The following is a 16783-nucleotide window of genomic DNA, read 5'->3' on the forward strand; positions in this document are numbered from 1 at the left end:
GGTCAGCCGATTCCGGGGATGAGGGAGATGAGCAGGTCGATGAGCTTGATGCCGATGAACGGGGCGATCAGGCCGCCGAGTCCGTAGAGCCCGAGGTTGCGGCGGAGCATCTTGTCGGCGCTCGTGGGCCGGTACTGGACGCCCTTGAGGGCGAGCGGTACGAGGGCCACGATGATCAGCGCGTTGAAGATGACGGCGGACAGGATCGCGGACTCGGGCGAGGCCAGGCCCATGATGTTGAGCTTGTCCAGGCCCGGGTAGGCGACCGCGAACATCGCCGGGATGATCGCGAAGTACTTGGCGACGTCGTTGGCGATGGAGAACGTGGTCAGGGCTCCGCGCGTGATGAGGAGCTGCTTGCCGATCCCGACGATCTCGATGAGCTTGGTGGGGTTGGAGTCCAGGTCCACCATGTTCCCGGCCTCCTTGGCGGCCGAGGTGCCGGTGTTCATCGCCACCCCGACGTCCGCCTGCGCGAGGGCGGGGGCGTCGTTCGTCCCGTCACCGGTCATCGCGACGAGCTTGCCGCCCGCCTGCTCCCGCTTGATGAGGGCCATCTTGTCCTCGGGCGTGGCCTCGGCGAGGAAGTCATCGACACCGGCCTCCTCCGCGATGGCCTTGGCGGTCAGCGGGTTGTCACCCGTGATCATGACGGTTTTGATGCCCATACGGCGCAGTTCCTCGAACCGCTCCCGCATGCCCTCCTTGACCACGTCCTTGAGGTGGATGACCCCGAGCACGCGGGCACCTTCGGCATCCTCCACCGCAACCAGCAGCGGGGTGCCACCCGCCTCGGCGATCGTGTCGGCGAGGGAGCCCGCCTCGGCGGTGACCTGGCCGCCCTGCTCCTTCACCCAGGCGATGACGGAGCCCGCGGCGCCCTTGCGGATCTTCTTGCCGTCGACGTCCACGCCCGACATGCGGGTCTGGGCGGTGAAGGCGATCCACTCGGCGTGGGCGAGCTCGCCCTGGTGCCGCTCGCGGAGGCCGTACTTCTCCTTCGCCAGGACCACGATGGAGCGGCCCTCGGGGGTCTCGTCGGCCAGCGAGGACAGCTGCGCCGCGTCGGCGACCTCGGCCCGCGTGCTGCCCTTGACCGGGACGAACTCGGCGGCTTGCCGGTTGCCGAGGGTGATGGTCCCGGTCTTGTCGAGCAGCAGCGTGGACACGTCACCGGCGGCCTCGACCGCCCGTCCCGACATGGCCAGGACGTTCCGCTGGACGAGCCGGTCCATACCGGCGATGCCGATCGCGGACAGCAGGGCACCGATGGTGGTGGGGATCAGGCAGACCAGCAGCGCGGTCAGCACGATCAACGAGGTCTGCTCGTCGGCGCCCGCGTAGATCGCGAACGGCTTGAGGGTGACGACGGCCAGCAGGAAGACGATGGTGAGGGACGCCAGCAGGATGTTGAGGGCGATCTCGTTCGGCGTCTTCTGCCGGGCCGCGCCCTCCACCAGGTTGATCATCCGGTCGATGAAGGTCTCACCGGGCTTCGTGGTGATCTTGACGACGATCCGGTCGGACAACACCTTCGTACCGCCGGTGACGGCGCTGCGGTCGCCGCCGGACTCGCGGATCACCGGAGCGGACTCGCCCGTGATCGCGGACTCGTCCACCGAGGCGACGCCCTCGACGACGTCCCCGTCACCGGGGATGATGTCGCCCGCCTCGCAGACCACCAGGTCACCCATGCGCAACTCGGTGCCCGGCACGGACTCCTCGCCCGCGCCGTCCTCGGTCAGCCGCCGGGCGACCGTGTCCGTCTTCGCCTTGCGCAGGGTGTCCGCCTGCGCCTTGCCGCGGCCCTCGGCGACGGCCTCCGCCAGGTTGGCGAAGACCGTGGTCAGCCAGAGCCAGAGGGTGATCGCCCACCCGAACCAGTCGGTCGGGTCCTTCAGCGCCAGCACGGTGGTGACCACCGAGCCGATCAGGACCACGAACATGACCGGCGACTTGATCATCACGCGGGGGTCGAGCTTGCGGATGGCGTCCGGGAAGGACGTCAGCAGCTGCTTGGGGTCGAACAGGCCGCCGCCCACCCGTCCGGTGGGCTTGTGGCCCGTAGGTGCGTCCTGGTGCGGAGCACGGGTTGGTGTTGCGGTGCTCATGAGGCGAGCCCTTCGGCAAGCGGACCCAGCGCGAGGGCCGGGAAATAGGTCAGACCGGTGACGATGAGGATGGTTCCGACGAGCAGCCCGGCGTACAGGGGCTTGTCCGTGCGCAGGGTGCCCGCGGTCTCCGGGACGGGCTTCTGCTCGGCGAGCGAGCCGGCCAGCGCGAGGACGAACACCATGGGCAGGAAGCGGCCCAGCAGCATCGCGATACCGATGGTCGAGTTGAACCACTGGGTGTCGGCGTTGAGTCCGGCGAAGGCCGAGCCGTTGTTGTTCGCGCCCGAGGTGTACGCGTACAGCACCTCGGAGAAACCGTGCGCGCCCGAGTTGAGCATCGAGTTCGCGGGAGTGTCCAGGGCCATCGCGGCGGCGGTGAAGCCGAGGACCAGGGCAGGGGTGATGAGGATGTAGCACGCTGCGCACTTGATCTCGCGGGTGCCGATCTTCTTGCCCAGGTACTCCGGCGTACGGCCGACCATCAGGCCCGCGATGAACACCGCGATGATCGCCATGATCAGCATGCCGTAGAGGCCGGAGCCGACACCGCCCGGCGCGATCTCGCCCAGCTGCATGCCCAGCAGCTGGATGCCGCCGCCGAAGCCGGTGAAGGAGGAGTGGAAGGAGTTGACCGCGCCCGTCGAGGTCAGTGTGGTCGCGACCGAGAAGATCGACGAGGCGCCGATGCCGAACCGGGTCTCCTTGCCTTCCATCGCGCCGCCGGCGACCTCGAAGACCGGCCCCCTGCCCGCGAACTCGGTCCACATCATCAGGGCCGTGAAACCGATCCAGATGACCGCCATCGTCGCGAGGATCGCGTAGCCCTGGCGCAGGTTCCCGACCATCCGGCCGAAGGTGCGGGTCAGCGAGAGCGGGATGACGAGGATCAGGAAGACCTCGAACAGGTTGGAGAACGGGTTGGGGTTCTCGAAGGGGTGGGCGGAGTTGGCGTTGAAGTAGCCGCCGCCGTTGGTGCCCAGCTCCTTGATGACCTCCTGCGAGGCGACGGCGCCGCCGTTCCACTGCTGCGAGCCACCCATGCCGTGCTCATTCACGAACTGCCCGACCTCGTGGATCCCGGCGAAGTTCTGGATCGCACCACATGCCACCAGCACGAGCGCGCCGATCACCGCGATGGGCAGCAGGATCCGGACCACACCGCGCACCAGGTCCGCCCAGAAGTTGCCGAGTTCGCCGGTGCGCGACCGGGCGAAGCCCCGTACGAGGGCCACGGCCACGGCCATGCCGACCGCCGCCGAGACGAAGTTCTGCACCGCCAGGCCGCCGGTCTGCACGACGTGGCCCATGGCCTGCTCACCGGCGTACGACTGCCAGTTGGTGTTCGCCACGAACGACGCGGCCGTGTTGAAGGCCTGGTCCGGATCGATCGACGCGAAGCGGAGCGAGCCGGGCAGACTGCCCTGCAGCCGCTGCAGGGCGTAGAGGAACAGGACGCTCACCACGGAGAAGGCCAGTACCCCGCGCAGGTAGGCGGGCCAGCGCAGCTCGGTGGAGGGGTTCGCGCCGATCGCCTTGTAGATCCACTTCTCCGGCTTGTAGTGCTTTCCGGAGGAGTAGACCCGGGCCATGTAGTCGCCCAGCGGGCGGTACACAAGGGCGAGGGCGCCGATCAGGGCGAGCAGCTGGAGCACGCCGGCGGTTTGCGGACTCATCTGCTCAGAACCTCTCCGGCTTGACGAGGGCGAGGACGAGGTACCCCAGCAGGGCGACGGCGACCGCGAGGCCGACGATGTTCTCGACGGTCACAGCTTCGCCACCCCTCGGGCGATGAGTGCCACCAGCGCGAAGACCGCGACCGTGGCGACGACGAAGGCCAGATCGGCCATCGTGAGCTCCTGGAATGAAGTGATGAAATGGATTCGGCCGTCTGGCCGACGACCATCTCACCCCCTCCACACCCCCGCGCTCAGACACCTTGACGAGGTCCATACGGGCGCTCGGGAGCCCTTAACGGGACTCTGACGCGGGAGCCTCCTGCCCGGGGGCGGCGAAGGTTGTCTTCCCTGACGGCATTCGCAGCGGCCGGCCCCTGCGTATGCGGGGCGTGAAGAGTGGCCCGGCCTGCATATGGAGGCCGTCAAGAGCGGTGGTGGCCGGTGATCGCTGCCGGGACGCTGTCCTGACTGTGTCCACCCGGAGGAACCGGCATCATGGCCCTGCACACGCGTAAGCCCACACCAGCGACCGTCATCGCCGAGGAGCCGCCCGATACCGGCCGGCACGGCGCCGAACGGCACCGGCTCACCGCCACCCAGGGGCTGGCCGCCCTGTCCCTCGACGCCATGGCCTCGGTGGCCTACGGCCCGGAGTCGATCGTGCTGGTCCTGGCTGCGGCAGGCGCGTACGGGCTCGGCTTCACCCTGCCCGTCACCCTCGCCATCGCCGCCCTGCTGGCCGTGCTCGTGGCCTCGTACCGGCAGGTCATCGCGGCTTTCCCGGACGGCGGCGGCTCCTATGCCGTCGCCAAACGCCACCTCGGGCGGCGGACGAGCCTGGTGGCCGCGGCCTCGCTGATCCTCGACTACGTGCTCAACGTTGCCGTCTCCGTCACCGCCGGCGTCGCCGCGCTGACCTCGGCGTTCCCCGAGCTGTACGGCGAGCGGGTGTGGATCTGCCTGGGGATCCTGACCCTGGTCACCGCCGTCAATCTGCGGGGGATCGTCGACTCCGCCAGGGCATTCCTGCTGCCGACCGCCCTGTTCGTCGGCTCGATCCTCGCCGTGATCACCGCAGGGCTCTTCCGGGATGCCCCGGCCAGCACCGCATCCGCCGCCGGCCATGCCTCCGCGCTCGGCGGGGGCGCCACCGCCGTCGGCGCCCTCCTGCTCCTGAAAGCCTTCGCCGCCGGCTGCTCCGCCCTGACCGGCGTCGAGGCCGTGGCCAACGCCGTGCCCTCCTTCCGCGCCCCGGCCACCCGCCGCGCCCAGCGCACCGAGGTCGCCCTCGGCGTGCTCCTCGGCACCATGCTGATCGGCCTGTCGGTGCTCATCGGCCGGTTCCACCTCCAGCCGGTCGAGGGCGTGACCGTCCTCGCCCAGCTCGCGGACGCCTCGTTCGGACACAACGCCGCGTTCTACGTCGTCCAGTTCGCCACCATGGTGCTGCTGGCGCTCGCCGCGAACACCTCCTTCGGCGGGCTCCCGGTGCTGATGAGCCTGCTGGCCCGCGACAACCACCTGCCGCACGTCTTCGCGCTGAAGGCCGACCGGCAGGTCCACCGGCACGGCGTGGTCTGGCTGGCCGTCGTCTCGGCGGGACTGCTGGTCCTTTCCGGCGGCGACACCAACACCCTCGTCCCGTTGTTCGCCATCGGCGTCTTCGTCGGCTTCACCCTCTGCCAGGTCGGCATGGTCCGGCACTGGTACTCCGAACGGCCGGCCGGATGGGGTGCCAAGGCCGCCCTGAACGGCTTCGGTGCCCTGCTGACCGGCGTCTCGGCGGTCGTGGTCACCGCCACCAAGTTCACCGAGGGCGCCTGGCTGATCGTGCTCGCCCTCCCGCTGCTGGTGTCCGCCATGGGCCGGATCCGCAGGGCCTACGACGGTATCGGCGAGCGCCTGGAACTGGGCCGCATCCCTCAACCGCCGCACCGCGCCCGCTCGCTGGTGGTCGTGCCGGTCTCCGGCCTGTCCCAACTGACCTGCCAGGCCCTCACGGCCGCTCGCTCCCTCGGTGACGAGGTCCTCGCCGTCACGGTCACCCACCCGGAGCCGGAGGACCGTGCGGCAGCCGAAGCACTGCGCCGCGACTGGGAGTTGTGGAGCCCCGGCGTCGAGCTCGTCGAAATCGCCTCCCCGGCGCGCTCGCTGGGCCGACCGGTGTCCGCTTACGTCAACGACCTCTCCCATGCCCAGCCGGACGCGCAGGTCACCGTCCTCATCCCGGAAACCGAACCGTCCCGCTTGTGGCAGCGACTCCTGCAGAACCAGCGCGGCTCGGTCCTCGCCCACGCGGTTCGCCGGGACACCGACGCGGTGATCTGCCGGCTCCGCTTCCGGGTCTCGGGGCCGCCGCGTTGACGGCCTTCTTCCGGGACCGCATGATCGCCCTGGTGGAGGGCGCGTCCCGGCAGAAGACCCCCAACGAGATCGCCCTGAACATCCTCCTCGCCGCCCACCGCCAGCTTCATACTGGTGGTCATCGGCCTCCAGCCGATGGCGGGTCGCGCCCTTCGTCGGCATCCACCTCATCGACCTGGTGGTGTCGGCCTCGCCCGGCATCGGATGACGTTCCGACTGCCGACCGTACGGATGGCGCGCCCGTCGAGTGCCGGGACGCGGTCAGCCGCCGACGTGGATGCCCGGGCGGCGGTCGGGGTCGGGTTCGTGGCTGCGGATGATCTCGCGGGTGACCGGTGCGGTGTCACCGCGTCCGAGGAGGAAGTAGCGGACCATGTGCACCAGGGGGCTGCCCTCCGCCCAGGCGAAGTGGCACTGCGGCTGGACCCCGGTGGCATCGCGCAGGGCGAGCAGGACGGCGGCGATGGCGTTGGGGGCGGCCGGCGCGTCGGCGCGCAGGATGCGGTACCCGCCCACCTCGACGCCGCGGACGGTGAGGGTGTCGCTGAAGGCCGAAGGGTCGATGACGTCGATCTCGAGGAAGATCACGTCGGCGAAGCCGGGGACCGGGTTGACTCCGCGCTGTTCGCTTTCCTTGGCGCTGTACTCGGCGACGTCACCGGCCTGGCGGCGGTTGGCGATGAAGTTGATGGCGTTGTCGTGGGCGAGGGTGTCGTTGATGAACCGGCGGGCGTCGGAGTCGAAGACGATGCGGTCGGCGCGCAGCTCGGTGGTGCGCGAGACCCGGGAGACCAGCGACACGGCGATGATCCCGGCGATGAAGAACCCCGAGATGACGATGCCGTCGGGTTTGTCGACGATGTTGGCGATCAGCGCGTACAGCAGGACCAGGGTGAGCACGGCGAATCCGGCGGCGGGCGCGCGCCGGCCGCTGCGTGCCGAGGACACGGTGACCGCGAACGCCGCGGAGACCATCATGGCCAGGATGCCGGTGGCGTAGGCGCCGGCCTGCTTGTCCACGTCGGCGTCGAAGGCGATCGTGATGACGATGCACAGGGCGGTGTAGACGAGCACGACCGGGCGGACGGCCCGTCCCCATTCGGGGGCCATCCCGTAGTCGGGCAGGTAGCGGGGCACGATGTTGACGAGCCCGGCCATGGCGGAGGCGCCGGCGAACCACAGGATGAGGATGGTGCTGATGTCGTAGAAGGTGCCGAACCCTTCGCCGACGTGTTCGTGGGCCAGCCATGCCAGGGCGCGGCCGTTGGCGGCGCCGCCCGGCTCGAACTCCTCGTGCGGGATGAGGAGGGTGGTGACGAAGCTCGCGGTCAGCAGGTAGACGCTCATGATGAGGGCGGCGGCGGTCAGCAGTCTCCGGGTGTTGCGGATCCGCGAGCGCAGCCGCTGCTCCTCGTCGGTTCCCTCGGCGGCTACGAGCGGCATCATGCTCACCCCGGTCTCGAAGCCCGACAGGCCGAGCACCAGCAGCGGGAAGGCCAGCAGCGCCGGGCCCAGCAGGTGTCCGAACCCGCCTCCGGTCCCGGTGAGGGCATCGGTCCAGTCCGACCAGGCGGCCGGCGTGGTGAAGACGTGGGCGAGGCCGACGCCGATCACGACCGCGTTCAGCGCCAGGAACACCGCGACCAGCGGGATGGCCACCACGACCGCTTCACTGAACCCGAGCAGGAACACGCCTCCGAGGACCAGCAGCAGCGCCACCGTGAGGGCGACCTCGTGGCCGTGCAGGGCGGCCGGGAAGAAGGGGTTCTCTACCACGTGGACGGAGGCGTCCGCCGTGGACAGGGTGATCGTGATGATCCACGAGGTGGCGACGAAGCCCAGCAGGACCAGGACGAACAGCTTGCCCCACCAGAACGGCAGCAGGTCCTCCAGCATGGCCACCGACCCGGCGCCGTGCGGGCTCTCCTTGGCGACGCGGCGGTACATCGGCAGCATGCCCAGCAGGGTCAGCGCCACGATCAGCAGCGTCGCCAGGGGTGAGACGGCGCCGGCGGCCAGCGCGGCGATCGCGGGCACGTAGGCCAGGCTGGAGAAGTAGTCGACGCCGGTCAGGCACATCACCTTCCACCAGGCGTGCGGCTCGACGTGTTCCTCATCCGCGGCAGGTCCGACCGGCTGCACCTGGTGGTGCAGCATCCACCGCGCGAAAGGGCCACTGGGCTCGGCCCGGAGAGCGGGACTGTCCACGACCTCGGGCACCAGGGGTTCGTCGGCGTCCTTCATATCCCCCATCCACCTTCCCGTCGGCACCGCAGCGCACCGGCCGGATCCGGCGACACCACACGATCACTGAGCAAGCGTCCTGCCCCGAGCGGGCAGGTCCGGGACGACACGCCCTGCCGCGCCTTGCCGCCGTTCTCGCGGGTGGCGAGCCTGGAGCTGAAGCGTCCGTCGCCGGTGCCCCGGCGGTGGCCAGATGGCCGCCTCGCCCGCCGTGCGGTCGGTCGGCTCCCCGAGTGGTTCGGCCGAGACCCCTCACATCAGGAGGGCGCGCCAGCGATCGGCCGACCGCATCAGGTCCAGGACGACGCGCTCAAGGAACGTCCCCAGCTTGTCCAACCGCTGCCCCACGGGCGTCTGCGGCCCGAGCGTCTGGGCCGCCGCCATCGCGGCGTGCGCCGACTCGAGCGTCTGCCGCGCGCTGATCACGATCGAGTGGTACCAGGCGGCGTCGTCGACCACGTAGATGTCGCGACGCCGCTGCGGATCGCGCTCGCGCCGCACATATCCCTGCTGGACCAGGAAGTTCACGGCCACGGAGACGGAGGCCGGGCTGACCTTCAGCCTGCGGGTCAGCTCGGCCGCGGTGCGCCTGCCCTCCTCGGACAGCAACAGGTCGACATGGACGCGCGCAGTCATCCTCGGCATCCCCGACCTGACCGCCAGCTCGATGATCTCCTCTTCCATCGGGCCGCCCGCCACTCCGGCCGCGCGTGGAGGTGCCGGTATGCCGCGACGCGCCCGCTGGACCGTCGCCTGGTGCGCCTGCTGGGGCCGGTAGCCGCCGGGTCCGCCGTTGCGTGCGACCTCCCGGCTGATCGTCGAGGTCGGCCGGTCGAGCCGCCTGGCGATCTCGGCGTAGGAGAGCCGGTCGGCGAGTCCGGCCGCGATGCGCTGACGCTCCTGCTGGGTCAATCGTCCTCCTGGCATGCCGCAAGTATTGCCTTCGCCGCCATCCATTGCAACGCGCATTGCATTCGAGCCCAGGGTCATTGCATCAATTTAGGGCCTACCACCTGCAATTGCTCCCCTTCATCGTTGACGACATTATGAACGCAACGTAGCTTTTGACATGCAGCAAACACGTGATGTCGCGAGATGAGGAATGGTCATGGGTGAATCCGTCCACACCGTCACGACGCTGCCGACGGAGCGTCGGCCCGGCTGCCCCTTCGACCCGCCGGCCGAGCTGATGGACGCCCGCCGACACGGTCCCATCAGCCGCTATACGCACCCCGGCGGAAAGCCCGGCTGGCTGATCACCGGATACGACCTGGTCCGATCGGTCCTGGCCGACCCGCGGTTCAGCTCGCGCAAGGAGCTCATGAACGTGGTCGACTTCGAGCTCCCCCCGGCGCCGCCCGGCGAGTTCCTCCTCATGGACGAACCACAGCACAGCCGCTACCGGAAGCCCCTGGTGGGCAAGTTCACCGCACGGCGGATGCGACTGCTCACCGAACGCATAGAGCAGATCACCACCGACTGCCTGGACGCCATGGAGAAGACCGGACCGCCGGCAGACCTGGTGACCGCGTTCGCCAAGCCCATCCCCACCATCGTCATCTGTGAGCTGCTGGGGGTGCCGTACGAGGACCGCGGCTCCTTCCAGGAACAGATCGACACGTTCATGAGCGGCGCGACGAGCGACGAGGAGCTGATAGCGGCCTACACCGCGACCCAGGACTACCTCGCACAGCTGGTGGCCGCCAAGCGCGCGAACCCCACCGACGACGTGCTCAGCGAACTCACCGACAGCGACCTGACCGACGAGGAGTTGAAGGGGATCAGCCTGATCCTGCTGGCGGCCGGGTTCGACACCACCGCGAACATGCTCTCCCTCGGCACCTTCGCGCTCCTGCAGAACCCGGCACAACTGGCCGCGCTGCGCGCCGATCCCGCGCTCACCGACCAGGCCGTGGAGGAGCTGCTGCGGTATCTCAGCGTCGCCAAGTCCTTCATGCGGACGGCGCTGGAGGACGTCGAGGTGGGCGGGCAGACCATCAAGGCCGGCACGACGGTCGTCCTCTCGTACCACACCGCCAACCACGACCCCGAACGCTTCGCCGATCCCCACGTGCTCGACCTCCACCGGCAGGACGGCGGCCACCTGGCCTTCGGCCACGGCATCCACCTGTGCCTGGGACACCAGCTGGCCCGCGTCGAGATGCGGATCGCCCTCTCCGCGCTGCTCGACCGCTTCCCGACGCTGCGCCTGACCGTGCCGGCCGAAGAAGTCGGCCTGCGCCCGGAGACCGCGGACATCTTCGGGGTGAAAAGCCTCCCGGTCACCTGGGACGTCTGACCGGGAGCCGGTGACGTCCACACGCCCCCAGAGGAACGCGCGTTAAGGACGCGTCAGGATCGGCCCACGACCCGGCACAGGGCTTCCGGCTGCGTACGCTGACCCAGCCGTCACACCAGATGGCTGAATCCGTGCCGTACGACAGGAGCGCCCCACCATGGCCACCCCTGCCCGCACCACGCGCATACGCGCGTGGCTGCTGGAAGGTCTGACCGACCGCCGTCACCCACAGCAGCAGCATCCGGAGACCGCGCACGAGGGCAGGCCCTGGTACCGGGTGATGTGCCTGACGGGCCTGGACTACTTCTCCACCCTCGGCTACCAGCCCGGCATCGCCGCGCTGGCGGCGGGGCTCCTGTCCCCCCTCGCCACGATCGTGCTGGTCCTCCTGACCCTGTTCGGGGCCCTGCCCGTCTACCGGCGGGTGGCCCAGGAAAGCCCGAACGGCGAGGGCTCCATCGCGATGCTGGAACGGCTGCTCTCCTTCTGGAAGGGCAAGCTCTTCGTTCTGACGCTGCTCGGGTTCGCGGCCACGGACTTCCTGATCACCATCACCCTCTCGGCCGCCGATGCCACCGCCCACCTGGTCGAGAACCCGCACCTGACCAGCACCCTGCACGGCCACGAGGTGCTGATCACTCTGATCCTGATCGGCTTGCTGGGCGCGGTCTTCCTCAAGGGCTTCAGCGAGGCCATCGGCCTGGCCGTCGCACTCGTCGCCTCCTATCTGCTGCTCAACGCGGTCGTCGTTGCCGTCGGCCTGTGGCAGGTGGCCACCGAACCGCACGTGGTCACCGACTGGACCAGCGCACTGACGACCGAGCACGGCAATCCGTTCATGATGATCGCCATTGCGCTGGTCGTCTTCCCCAAACTGGCGCTGGGCCTGTCCGGGTTCGAGACCGGTGTGGCGGTCATGCCTCATGTCCAGGGCGAGCCCGGCGACACCGAGGCCCGTCCGACCGGCCGGATCCGCGGGACCAAGAAGCTGCTGACCACCGCGGCGATCATCATGAGCGTCTTCCTGATCTGCTCCAGCTTCATCACCACGCTGCTGATCCCGGCGGAGGAGTTCACGTCAGGCGGCGAGGCCAACGGCCGGGCCCTCGCCTATCTCGCCCACCAGTACCTGGGCTCCGCCTTCGGCACCGTCTACGACATCTCCACCATCCTCATCCTGTGGTTCGCGGGCTCCTCCGCCATGGCCGGACTGCTGAACCTCATGCCGCGCTACCTGCCCCGCTACGGGATGGCCCCCCACTGGGCCCGCGCCCTGCGCCCCATGGTCATCGTCTTCACCCTGATCGCCTTCCTGGTGACCTGGATCTTCAACGCCGACGTGGACGCCCAAGGCGGTGCCTACGCCACCGGTGTGCTGGTCCTCATCACGTCAGCCGCCGTGGCCGTGACCATCGCAGCCCGTCGCGCCCGCGAGCGCGGCTGGACCATCGCGTTCGGTGTCATCTCCGCGGTGTTCGTCTACACCACCGCCGTCAACGTGATCGAGCGCCCGGACGGCGTGAAGATCGGCGCCTGCTTCATCGCCGGCATCATGGCCCTCTCCCTGCTCTCCCGACTCGCCCGGGTCTTCGAGCTGCGCGTCACCGACGTCGAACTCGACGACATGGCCCAGCGGTTCATCCGCGACACCGCCACCCGCACCATCCGCTTCATCGCCAACGAACCGGACAACCGCGACAAGGCCGAATACCGCGACAAGATCGACCAGATCCGCGCAGACAACGACACCCCGAACGGCGACGACTTCGTCTTCGTCGAGGTCACCGTCCTGGACCCGTCGGAGTTCGAAGCCGGCCTGAAGGTCAAGGGCGAGGTCATGCACGGCCGCTACCGTGTCCTCACCCTCGAGTCCTCGTCCGTTCCCAACGCGCTCGCGGCCCTGCTGCTCCACGTACGGGACGAGACCGGCCAGCGCCCCCACATCTACTTCGAGTGGACCGAAGGCAACCCGCTCACCAACTTCCTCCGGTTCTTCCTCTTCGGCCAGGGCGAGGTCGCCCCCGTCACCCGCGAGGTCCTCCGAGAAGCCGAACCCGACCGGACCCGCCGGCCCCACGTCCACGCGGGCTGACCGGCAGGCGCGGCGCAGGGAAGACGTCAGGAACCGATGTCCCGGCGGGGCCGTTCGGTCTCCGGTGCAAGCACGGCTCAGCGACGTGATCGCCTCGCACCGCGGTCGCCACCCCGCCGAGACGGCCGAAAACGGTGGCCGGATTTCACGGCCCCGCAGTGCGGCCGCCACGCCGACCCGGGGGCACGGCATGATCGGGGGTGACAGCCGGGCGGCGGCGAACTGGGCGGCACCGCCGACGGGATGGGACGGCCGCGGATTCTGCTGGACCTGCACACCGGCGCCGTCGGGGGCCGGTTGCCGCCGGGCTGCACATCGCGGTGCCGCCGTGACGATGTCTCATTCTGCAAGAACGGCCTGTCCATCATTCGGCCATGGGCTTGCTGACGCATACCGCTTCGGAGAGTATCCCTATCAATCCGATGGGAAAGGTGGGATTCAGTGATGCGGCCGGCCTGCCCGGACACGGATACTCGCCGGGCCATCAGCCGAGGCCACCCAACAACGTTCCGGAGCAGCCCACATGACCGTTGCCCTCTCGCATGGCCCCGCTGTCCGCCCAGCCCCCGCGCCACGCCACGGCACCCCGGCCGGCCGGTGACGCCCGTGCCGACACCATCCGGCACGGCCGGGTCCCGGACCGCCGACAAGCACCGCGGCCTCCTGCGTACCGCGCGCGATGTGGCGGAGGACCTCGCCGCGGACGCCATCGCCCGCGATCAGGCGGGCCGGCAGCCGATCGACGAGAAGGTCCGGCTGCGCGAGGCCGGCCTACTGGCGGCCCTCACCCCTCCCTCGCCGGGCCGCGGGGCGGACTGGCGTACCGGATGCGCCGTCATACGGGAGATCGCCACGGCAGACAGCTCCGTCGGCGCCGTACTCGCCCGCCACTACGTCCACACATGGAGCGGACGCTTCTACGCGACTCAGGACCAGGCGACTTCCCTCGAGGAGGCGTCGGTGCGCGAGCAGTGGCTGTGGACCGGGGCTGTCCGCACTCCTGCACCTGACGACACCGATGGACCGGACCTCGCACTGAGACCGCGCAACAACGGCTACGTGCTGAACGGGAGGCGGTTCGTCGATGCGGCGGTGGCCGTCGCCGACCAGATAGTGGTGGACGCCGTCTGTGTCGTGACCGGTGACGTCCTGGTCGTACGGATCCCACCCAGCGCGCGGGGCGTGACCATCGAGCCCGCCCACGACCGCCTCGGACAGCGCGTCGCCGGCGCAGGTGAGGTCGTCCTCGACCGGGTCACCATCACGCCCGGACAGGTGATTGGCCGCGGGCCGCACGATGAGGAGTCGACCGCGCCCTTCACCGCGCTCGCCGAGCCTGCGCTCCGGCTCGCCCTGTGCCACGTGGGCCTCGGCATCACCGAAGGCGCCCTCACCGAAACACGTGACCTCAGCAGAGGCGGCCGCGCACACCGGCTGCCCGGTGAGGACTCGGACCTCTTGCTGACGTACGGGGAACTCGCCTCTGCCGCCCAGACAGCCACCGCCGTGGTCGACCGGGCGACGGAGGTGATGGCGCAGGCCCTCGACATGAGTACGCGCCTCGACGCCGAAGAACCCGCGGGCATCACTGCCCTGGTCGCCACGGCCGAGACCGTGACGTCGAAGGCCGCCCTGCACATCACCGCCCGGGTGCTGGAACTGGCCGATGCCCCCGGCCTGGACCGCTTCTGGCGCAACGCACGCGTCCTGACAGCCCAGCGCCCGATCGCGCACCGCCTGCGTTCCATCGGCGAGCACTACCTCAACAGCTCTCACCGTGCGGTGGCGGCAGCCTTCCACTGACGCGAGGCACCGCACGGGATGCGGGTCGGGGCCGGGTGCTCCCCTCAGCTTGGCGGCGGCCGGGCACCAGCACCTGCCCGCGGTCAGAGGCCCACCCGCAGCGGACGCGGGCCGAAGCCGCCGTACGGGATAATGGGCGCATGCGGATCTCAGCCAGGGCGGACTACGCGGTGCGTGCCGCACTGCAACTCGCCGCGTCTCGGGATGGCGGGCCAGTGAAGGCCGAAGCCATCGCCGACGCTCAGGACATCCCGCACAAGTTCCTCGAAGGCATCCTGAACGACATGCGCCGCGGCGGTCTCGTGCTCAGCCAGCGCGGCGGCAACGGCGGCTATCGGCTGGCCAAGCCCGCCGACTCCATCAGCATCGCGGACGTCATCCGCGTCGTGGACGGACCGCTCGTCTCAGTGCGCGGGGTCCGGCCCCCGGACCTGTCCTACACCGGCCCGGCGGAGTCGCTCCTCCCCCTGTGGATCGCCCTGCGGTCCAACGTGCGCGAGATCCTCGAAGGCGTGACGCTCGCCGACGTCGCATCGTCCGACCTGCCCGCCGACGTATCCGCGCGGACCCACGTTCCCGACGCCTGGACCAATCCCTGAGGCACCGGCACAGGCCGACCACCTGCATGTTCTCACTCTGCGGGATGCTTCCGTCCACGATATGGGCAACCTCTTGGGCCGGATGGCGCCGTCTGCCACTATGCCTACCAACCAGGTAGGAAAACTAGGGATTCGGCGGGGTGGACATGCGAACACTGCACCACGCAGGCCGTGCGCTGCCCCGTCTCACCACCCGCCGGCACATCGACCTGCTCCGTACGTCCAGCGCCATCTGTCAGTCTGCCTGACACCCGGCACGGGGCCTCTCCGCGCGCACGGCACCGCCGTGCGCATACCGCCCGCTACTCGTCGGCTGGGCGGGCCCCCTCCTCGAGCGCGACGTGCGGTGTACGCCGACGCGACATCCGCCGCGGCATCCGCGGCACCCTTCCGCTTCTCAGCCTGCGACAGCGCTCCCCGCACCGACGGCGGCCCGGAGTTGGCCGCGTGCGTGCTGATGACCGTGCGTCGCGTGACCCGGTACCTCCCCGAACACGCATCCCCTGAAAGGACACCTCCGTGTCTGCCGCAAGACCGCTCACCACCCTGCGTGCCATCGCCGCCACACTGGCGCTTCCGCTCTTGCTCACGGCCTGCGGCTACGGCTCCGAGGCCAAGAAGGACGACACGGCCGGCAAGGGCAGTGTTGCCGCCGAGGGCAAGCAGCTGTCGGCCGCCGAGGTCCGTATCGGGTACTTCCCGAACCTGACGCACGCCACCGCTCTGGTCGGCCTCCAGGAAGGCCTGATCCAGAAGGAACTGGGCGGCACCAAGATCAAGCCGCAGGCCTTCAATGCCGGTCCGTCCGAGATCGAGGCGCTCAACGGCGGCTCTCTCGACATCGGCTTCATCGGCCCCTCGCCGGCGATCAACGGCTTTGTGAAGTCCAAGGGCTCCAACCTGCGGATCATCTCCGGTTCCGCCTCCGGCGGAGTCAAGCTCGTGGTGAACCCCGACAAGATCAAGACCCTGGACGACCTCAAGGGCAAGAAGATCGCCACCCCGCAGAAGGGGAACACGCAGGACGTCGCGTTCCTCAACTGGATCGCCGAGAAGGGCTGGACGGTCGACCCGGAGTCCGGCAAGGGAGACGTCTCCGTCGTCCGCACGGACAACAAGGTGACCCCCGACGCCTTCAAGCAGGGCTCCATCGACGGCGCCTGGGTGCCCGAGCCCACGGCCTCCAAGCTCGTCTCCGACGGCGGCACTGTCCTCCTCGACGAGACCACGCTGTGGCCCGACAAGAAGTTCGTGATCACGAACGTCATCGTGTCGCAGAAGTTCCTCAAGGAACACCCGGACGTGGTCGAGGCAGTCCTCGCGGGCACGGTGAAGACCAACGAGTGGATCAACGCCAACCCGGACAAGGCGAAGGCCTCCGCGAACGCCAAGCTCGAGGCCGAGGGCGGCAAGCCGCTCGAAGCGAAGATCATCGACCCGGCGTGGCCGAGCATCCTGGTCACCGACGACCCGCTGGCCGCCACGCTCAAGACGCAGGCCGACTACGCGGTCAAGGCCAAGCTCATCGCCCAGCCCGACCTGACCGGCATCTACGACCTGACGCTCCTGAACAAGGTACTCAAGGCCGCCGG

12 protein-coding genes are annotated in these 16783 nt (G+C 69.4%); 7 read left to right on the forward strand and 5 right to left on the reverse strand.

The features are described 5' to 3' along the window. Positions 1 to 2: 2 nt before the first annotated feature. The 3 genes from kdpB to kdpF are packed head-to-tail and all read right to left on the reverse strand — an operon-like array spanning position 3 to position 3881. Positions 3 to 2111, reverse strand: a complete 2109-nt coding sequence (kdpB, locus tag ACZ6I1_RS31485; RefSeq protein ID WP_469292307.1) for a potassium-transporting ATPase subunit KdpB — start codon at positions 2109 to 2111, stop codon at positions 3 to 5. Beyond that, positions 2108 to 3787, reverse strand: coding sequence for a potassium-transporting ATPase subunit KdpA (kdpA, locus tag ACZ6I1_RS31490; RefSeq protein WP_469292308.1), 1680 nt, complete (start codon positions 3785 to 3787; stop codon positions 2108 to 2110). The genes kdpB and kdpA overlap by 4 nt, the downstream gene beginning before the upstream one ends. Positions 3788 to 3791: 4 nt before the next feature. Next, positions 3792 to 3881: a K(+)-transporting ATPase subunit F gene (gene kdpF, locus ACZ6I1_RS31495; RefSeq protein ID WP_401191907.1), complete on the reverse strand. Its 90-nt coding sequence runs from the start codon at positions 3879 to 3881 to the stop codon at positions 3792 to 3794. Between the two features lie 404 nt (positions 3882 to 4285). Between kdpF and ACZ6I1_RS31500 the strand changes: the two genes are divergently transcribed. Then, a complete protein-coding gene (locus tag ACZ6I1_RS31500) occupies positions 4286 to 6154 on the forward strand; it encodes an APC family permease (RefSeq protein WP_469292309.1) in 1869 nt (622 codons plus the stop codon). Positions 6155 to 6415: 261 nt separating this feature from the next. On the opposite strand, the gene ACZ6I1_RS31505 is transcribed toward ACZ6I1_RS31500, so the two are convergent. After that, positions 6416 to 8398 (reverse strand): APC family permease, encoded by a 1983-nt coding sequence (locus tag ACZ6I1_RS31505; RefSeq protein WP_469292317.1) that lies wholly within the window; start codon positions 8396 to 8398, stop codon positions 6416 to 6418. Between the two features lie 252 nt (positions 8399 to 8650). Beyond that, positions 8651 to 9325: a GbsR/MarR family transcriptional regulator gene (locus ACZ6I1_RS31510; protein ID WP_469292310.1), complete on the reverse strand. Its 675-nt coding sequence runs from the start codon at positions 9323 to 9325 to the stop codon at positions 8651 to 8653. A gap of 181 nt (positions 9326 to 9506) precedes the next feature. Between ACZ6I1_RS31510 and ACZ6I1_RS31515 the strand changes: the two genes are divergently transcribed. The 6 genes from ACZ6I1_RS31515 to ACZ6I1_RS31540 form a co-directional block, all read left to right on the forward strand. Next, a complete protein-coding gene (locus tag ACZ6I1_RS31515; protein WP_469292311.1) occupies positions 9507 to 10697 on the forward strand; it encodes a cytochrome P450 in 1191 nt (396 codons plus the stop codon). A gap of 157 nt (positions 10698 to 10854) precedes the next feature. Further along, positions 10855 to 12789, forward strand: a complete 1935-nt coding sequence (locus tag ACZ6I1_RS31520) for an APC family permease (protein ID WP_469292312.1) — start codon at positions 10855 to 10857, stop codon at positions 12787 to 12789. Positions 12790 to 13395: 606 nt separating this feature from the next. Continuing rightward, positions 13396 to 14592 carry an acyl-CoA dehydrogenase family protein gene (locus ACZ6I1_RS31525; protein WP_469292313.1) on the forward strand — a complete coding sequence of 399 codons (1197 nt, stop codon included), beginning with the start codon at positions 13396 to 13398 and terminating at the stop codon, positions 14590 to 14592. A gap of 140 nt (positions 14593 to 14732) precedes the next feature. After that, positions 14733 to 15191: an RrF2 family transcriptional regulator gene (locus ACZ6I1_RS31530; protein WP_469292314.1), complete on the forward strand. Its 459-nt coding sequence runs from the start codon at positions 14733 to 14735 to the stop codon at positions 15189 to 15191. 146 nt (positions 15192 to 15337) lie between these two features. Then, the gene (locus ACZ6I1_RS31535) at positions 15338 to 15439 is read left to right on the forward strand and encodes a putative leader peptide (RefSeq protein WP_469292318.1); all 102 of its coding nucleotides are present in this window, start codon (positions 15338 to 15340) and stop codon (positions 15437 to 15439) included. Between the two features lie 271 nt (positions 15440 to 15710). Beyond that, the coding region (locus ACZ6I1_RS31540; protein ID WP_469292315.1) for an ABC transporter substrate-binding protein at positions 15711 to 16783 on the forward strand (1073 nt) is incomplete at its 3' end.

Source organism: Streptomyces sp. NPDC046303 (assembly GCF_055588085.1).

Excerpts from the sequence above, each read along its gene's own strand:
- kdpB (WP_469292307.1), bottom strand. The coding sequence starts at position 2,111 with ATGAGCACCGCAACACCAACCCGTGCTCCGCACCAGGACGCACCTACG.
- kdpA (WP_469292308.1), bottom strand. The coding sequence starts at position 3,787 with ATGAGTCCGCAAACCGCCGGCGTGCTCCAGCTGCTCGCCCTGATCGGC.
- ACZ6I1_RS31500 (WP_469292309.1), top strand. The coding sequence starts at position 4,286 with ATGGCCCTGCACACGCGTAAGCCCACACCAGCGACCGTCATCGCCGAG.
- ACZ6I1_RS31505 (WP_469292317.1), bottom strand. The coding sequence starts at position 8,398 with ATGAAGGACGCCGACGAACCCCTGGTGCCCGAGGTCGTGGACAGTCCC.
- ACZ6I1_RS31510 (WP_469292310.1), bottom strand. The coding sequence starts at position 9,325 with ATGCCAGGAGGACGATTGACCCAGCAGGAGCGTCAGCGCATCGCGGCC.
- ACZ6I1_RS31515 (WP_469292311.1), top strand. The coding sequence starts at position 9,507 with ATGGGTGAATCCGTCCACACCGTCACGACGCTGCCGACGGAGCGTCGG.
- ACZ6I1_RS31520 (WP_469292312.1), top strand. The coding sequence starts at position 10,855 with ATGGCCACCCCTGCCCGCACCACGCGCATACGCGCGTGGCTGCTGGAA.
- ACZ6I1_RS31530 (WP_469292314.1), top strand. The coding sequence starts at position 14,733 with ATGCGGATCTCAGCCAGGGCGGACTACGCGGTGCGTGCCGCACTGCAA.
- ACZ6I1_RS31535 (WP_469292318.1), top strand. The coding sequence starts at position 15,338 with ATGCGAACACTGCACCACGCAGGCCGTGCGCTGCCCCGTCTCACCACC.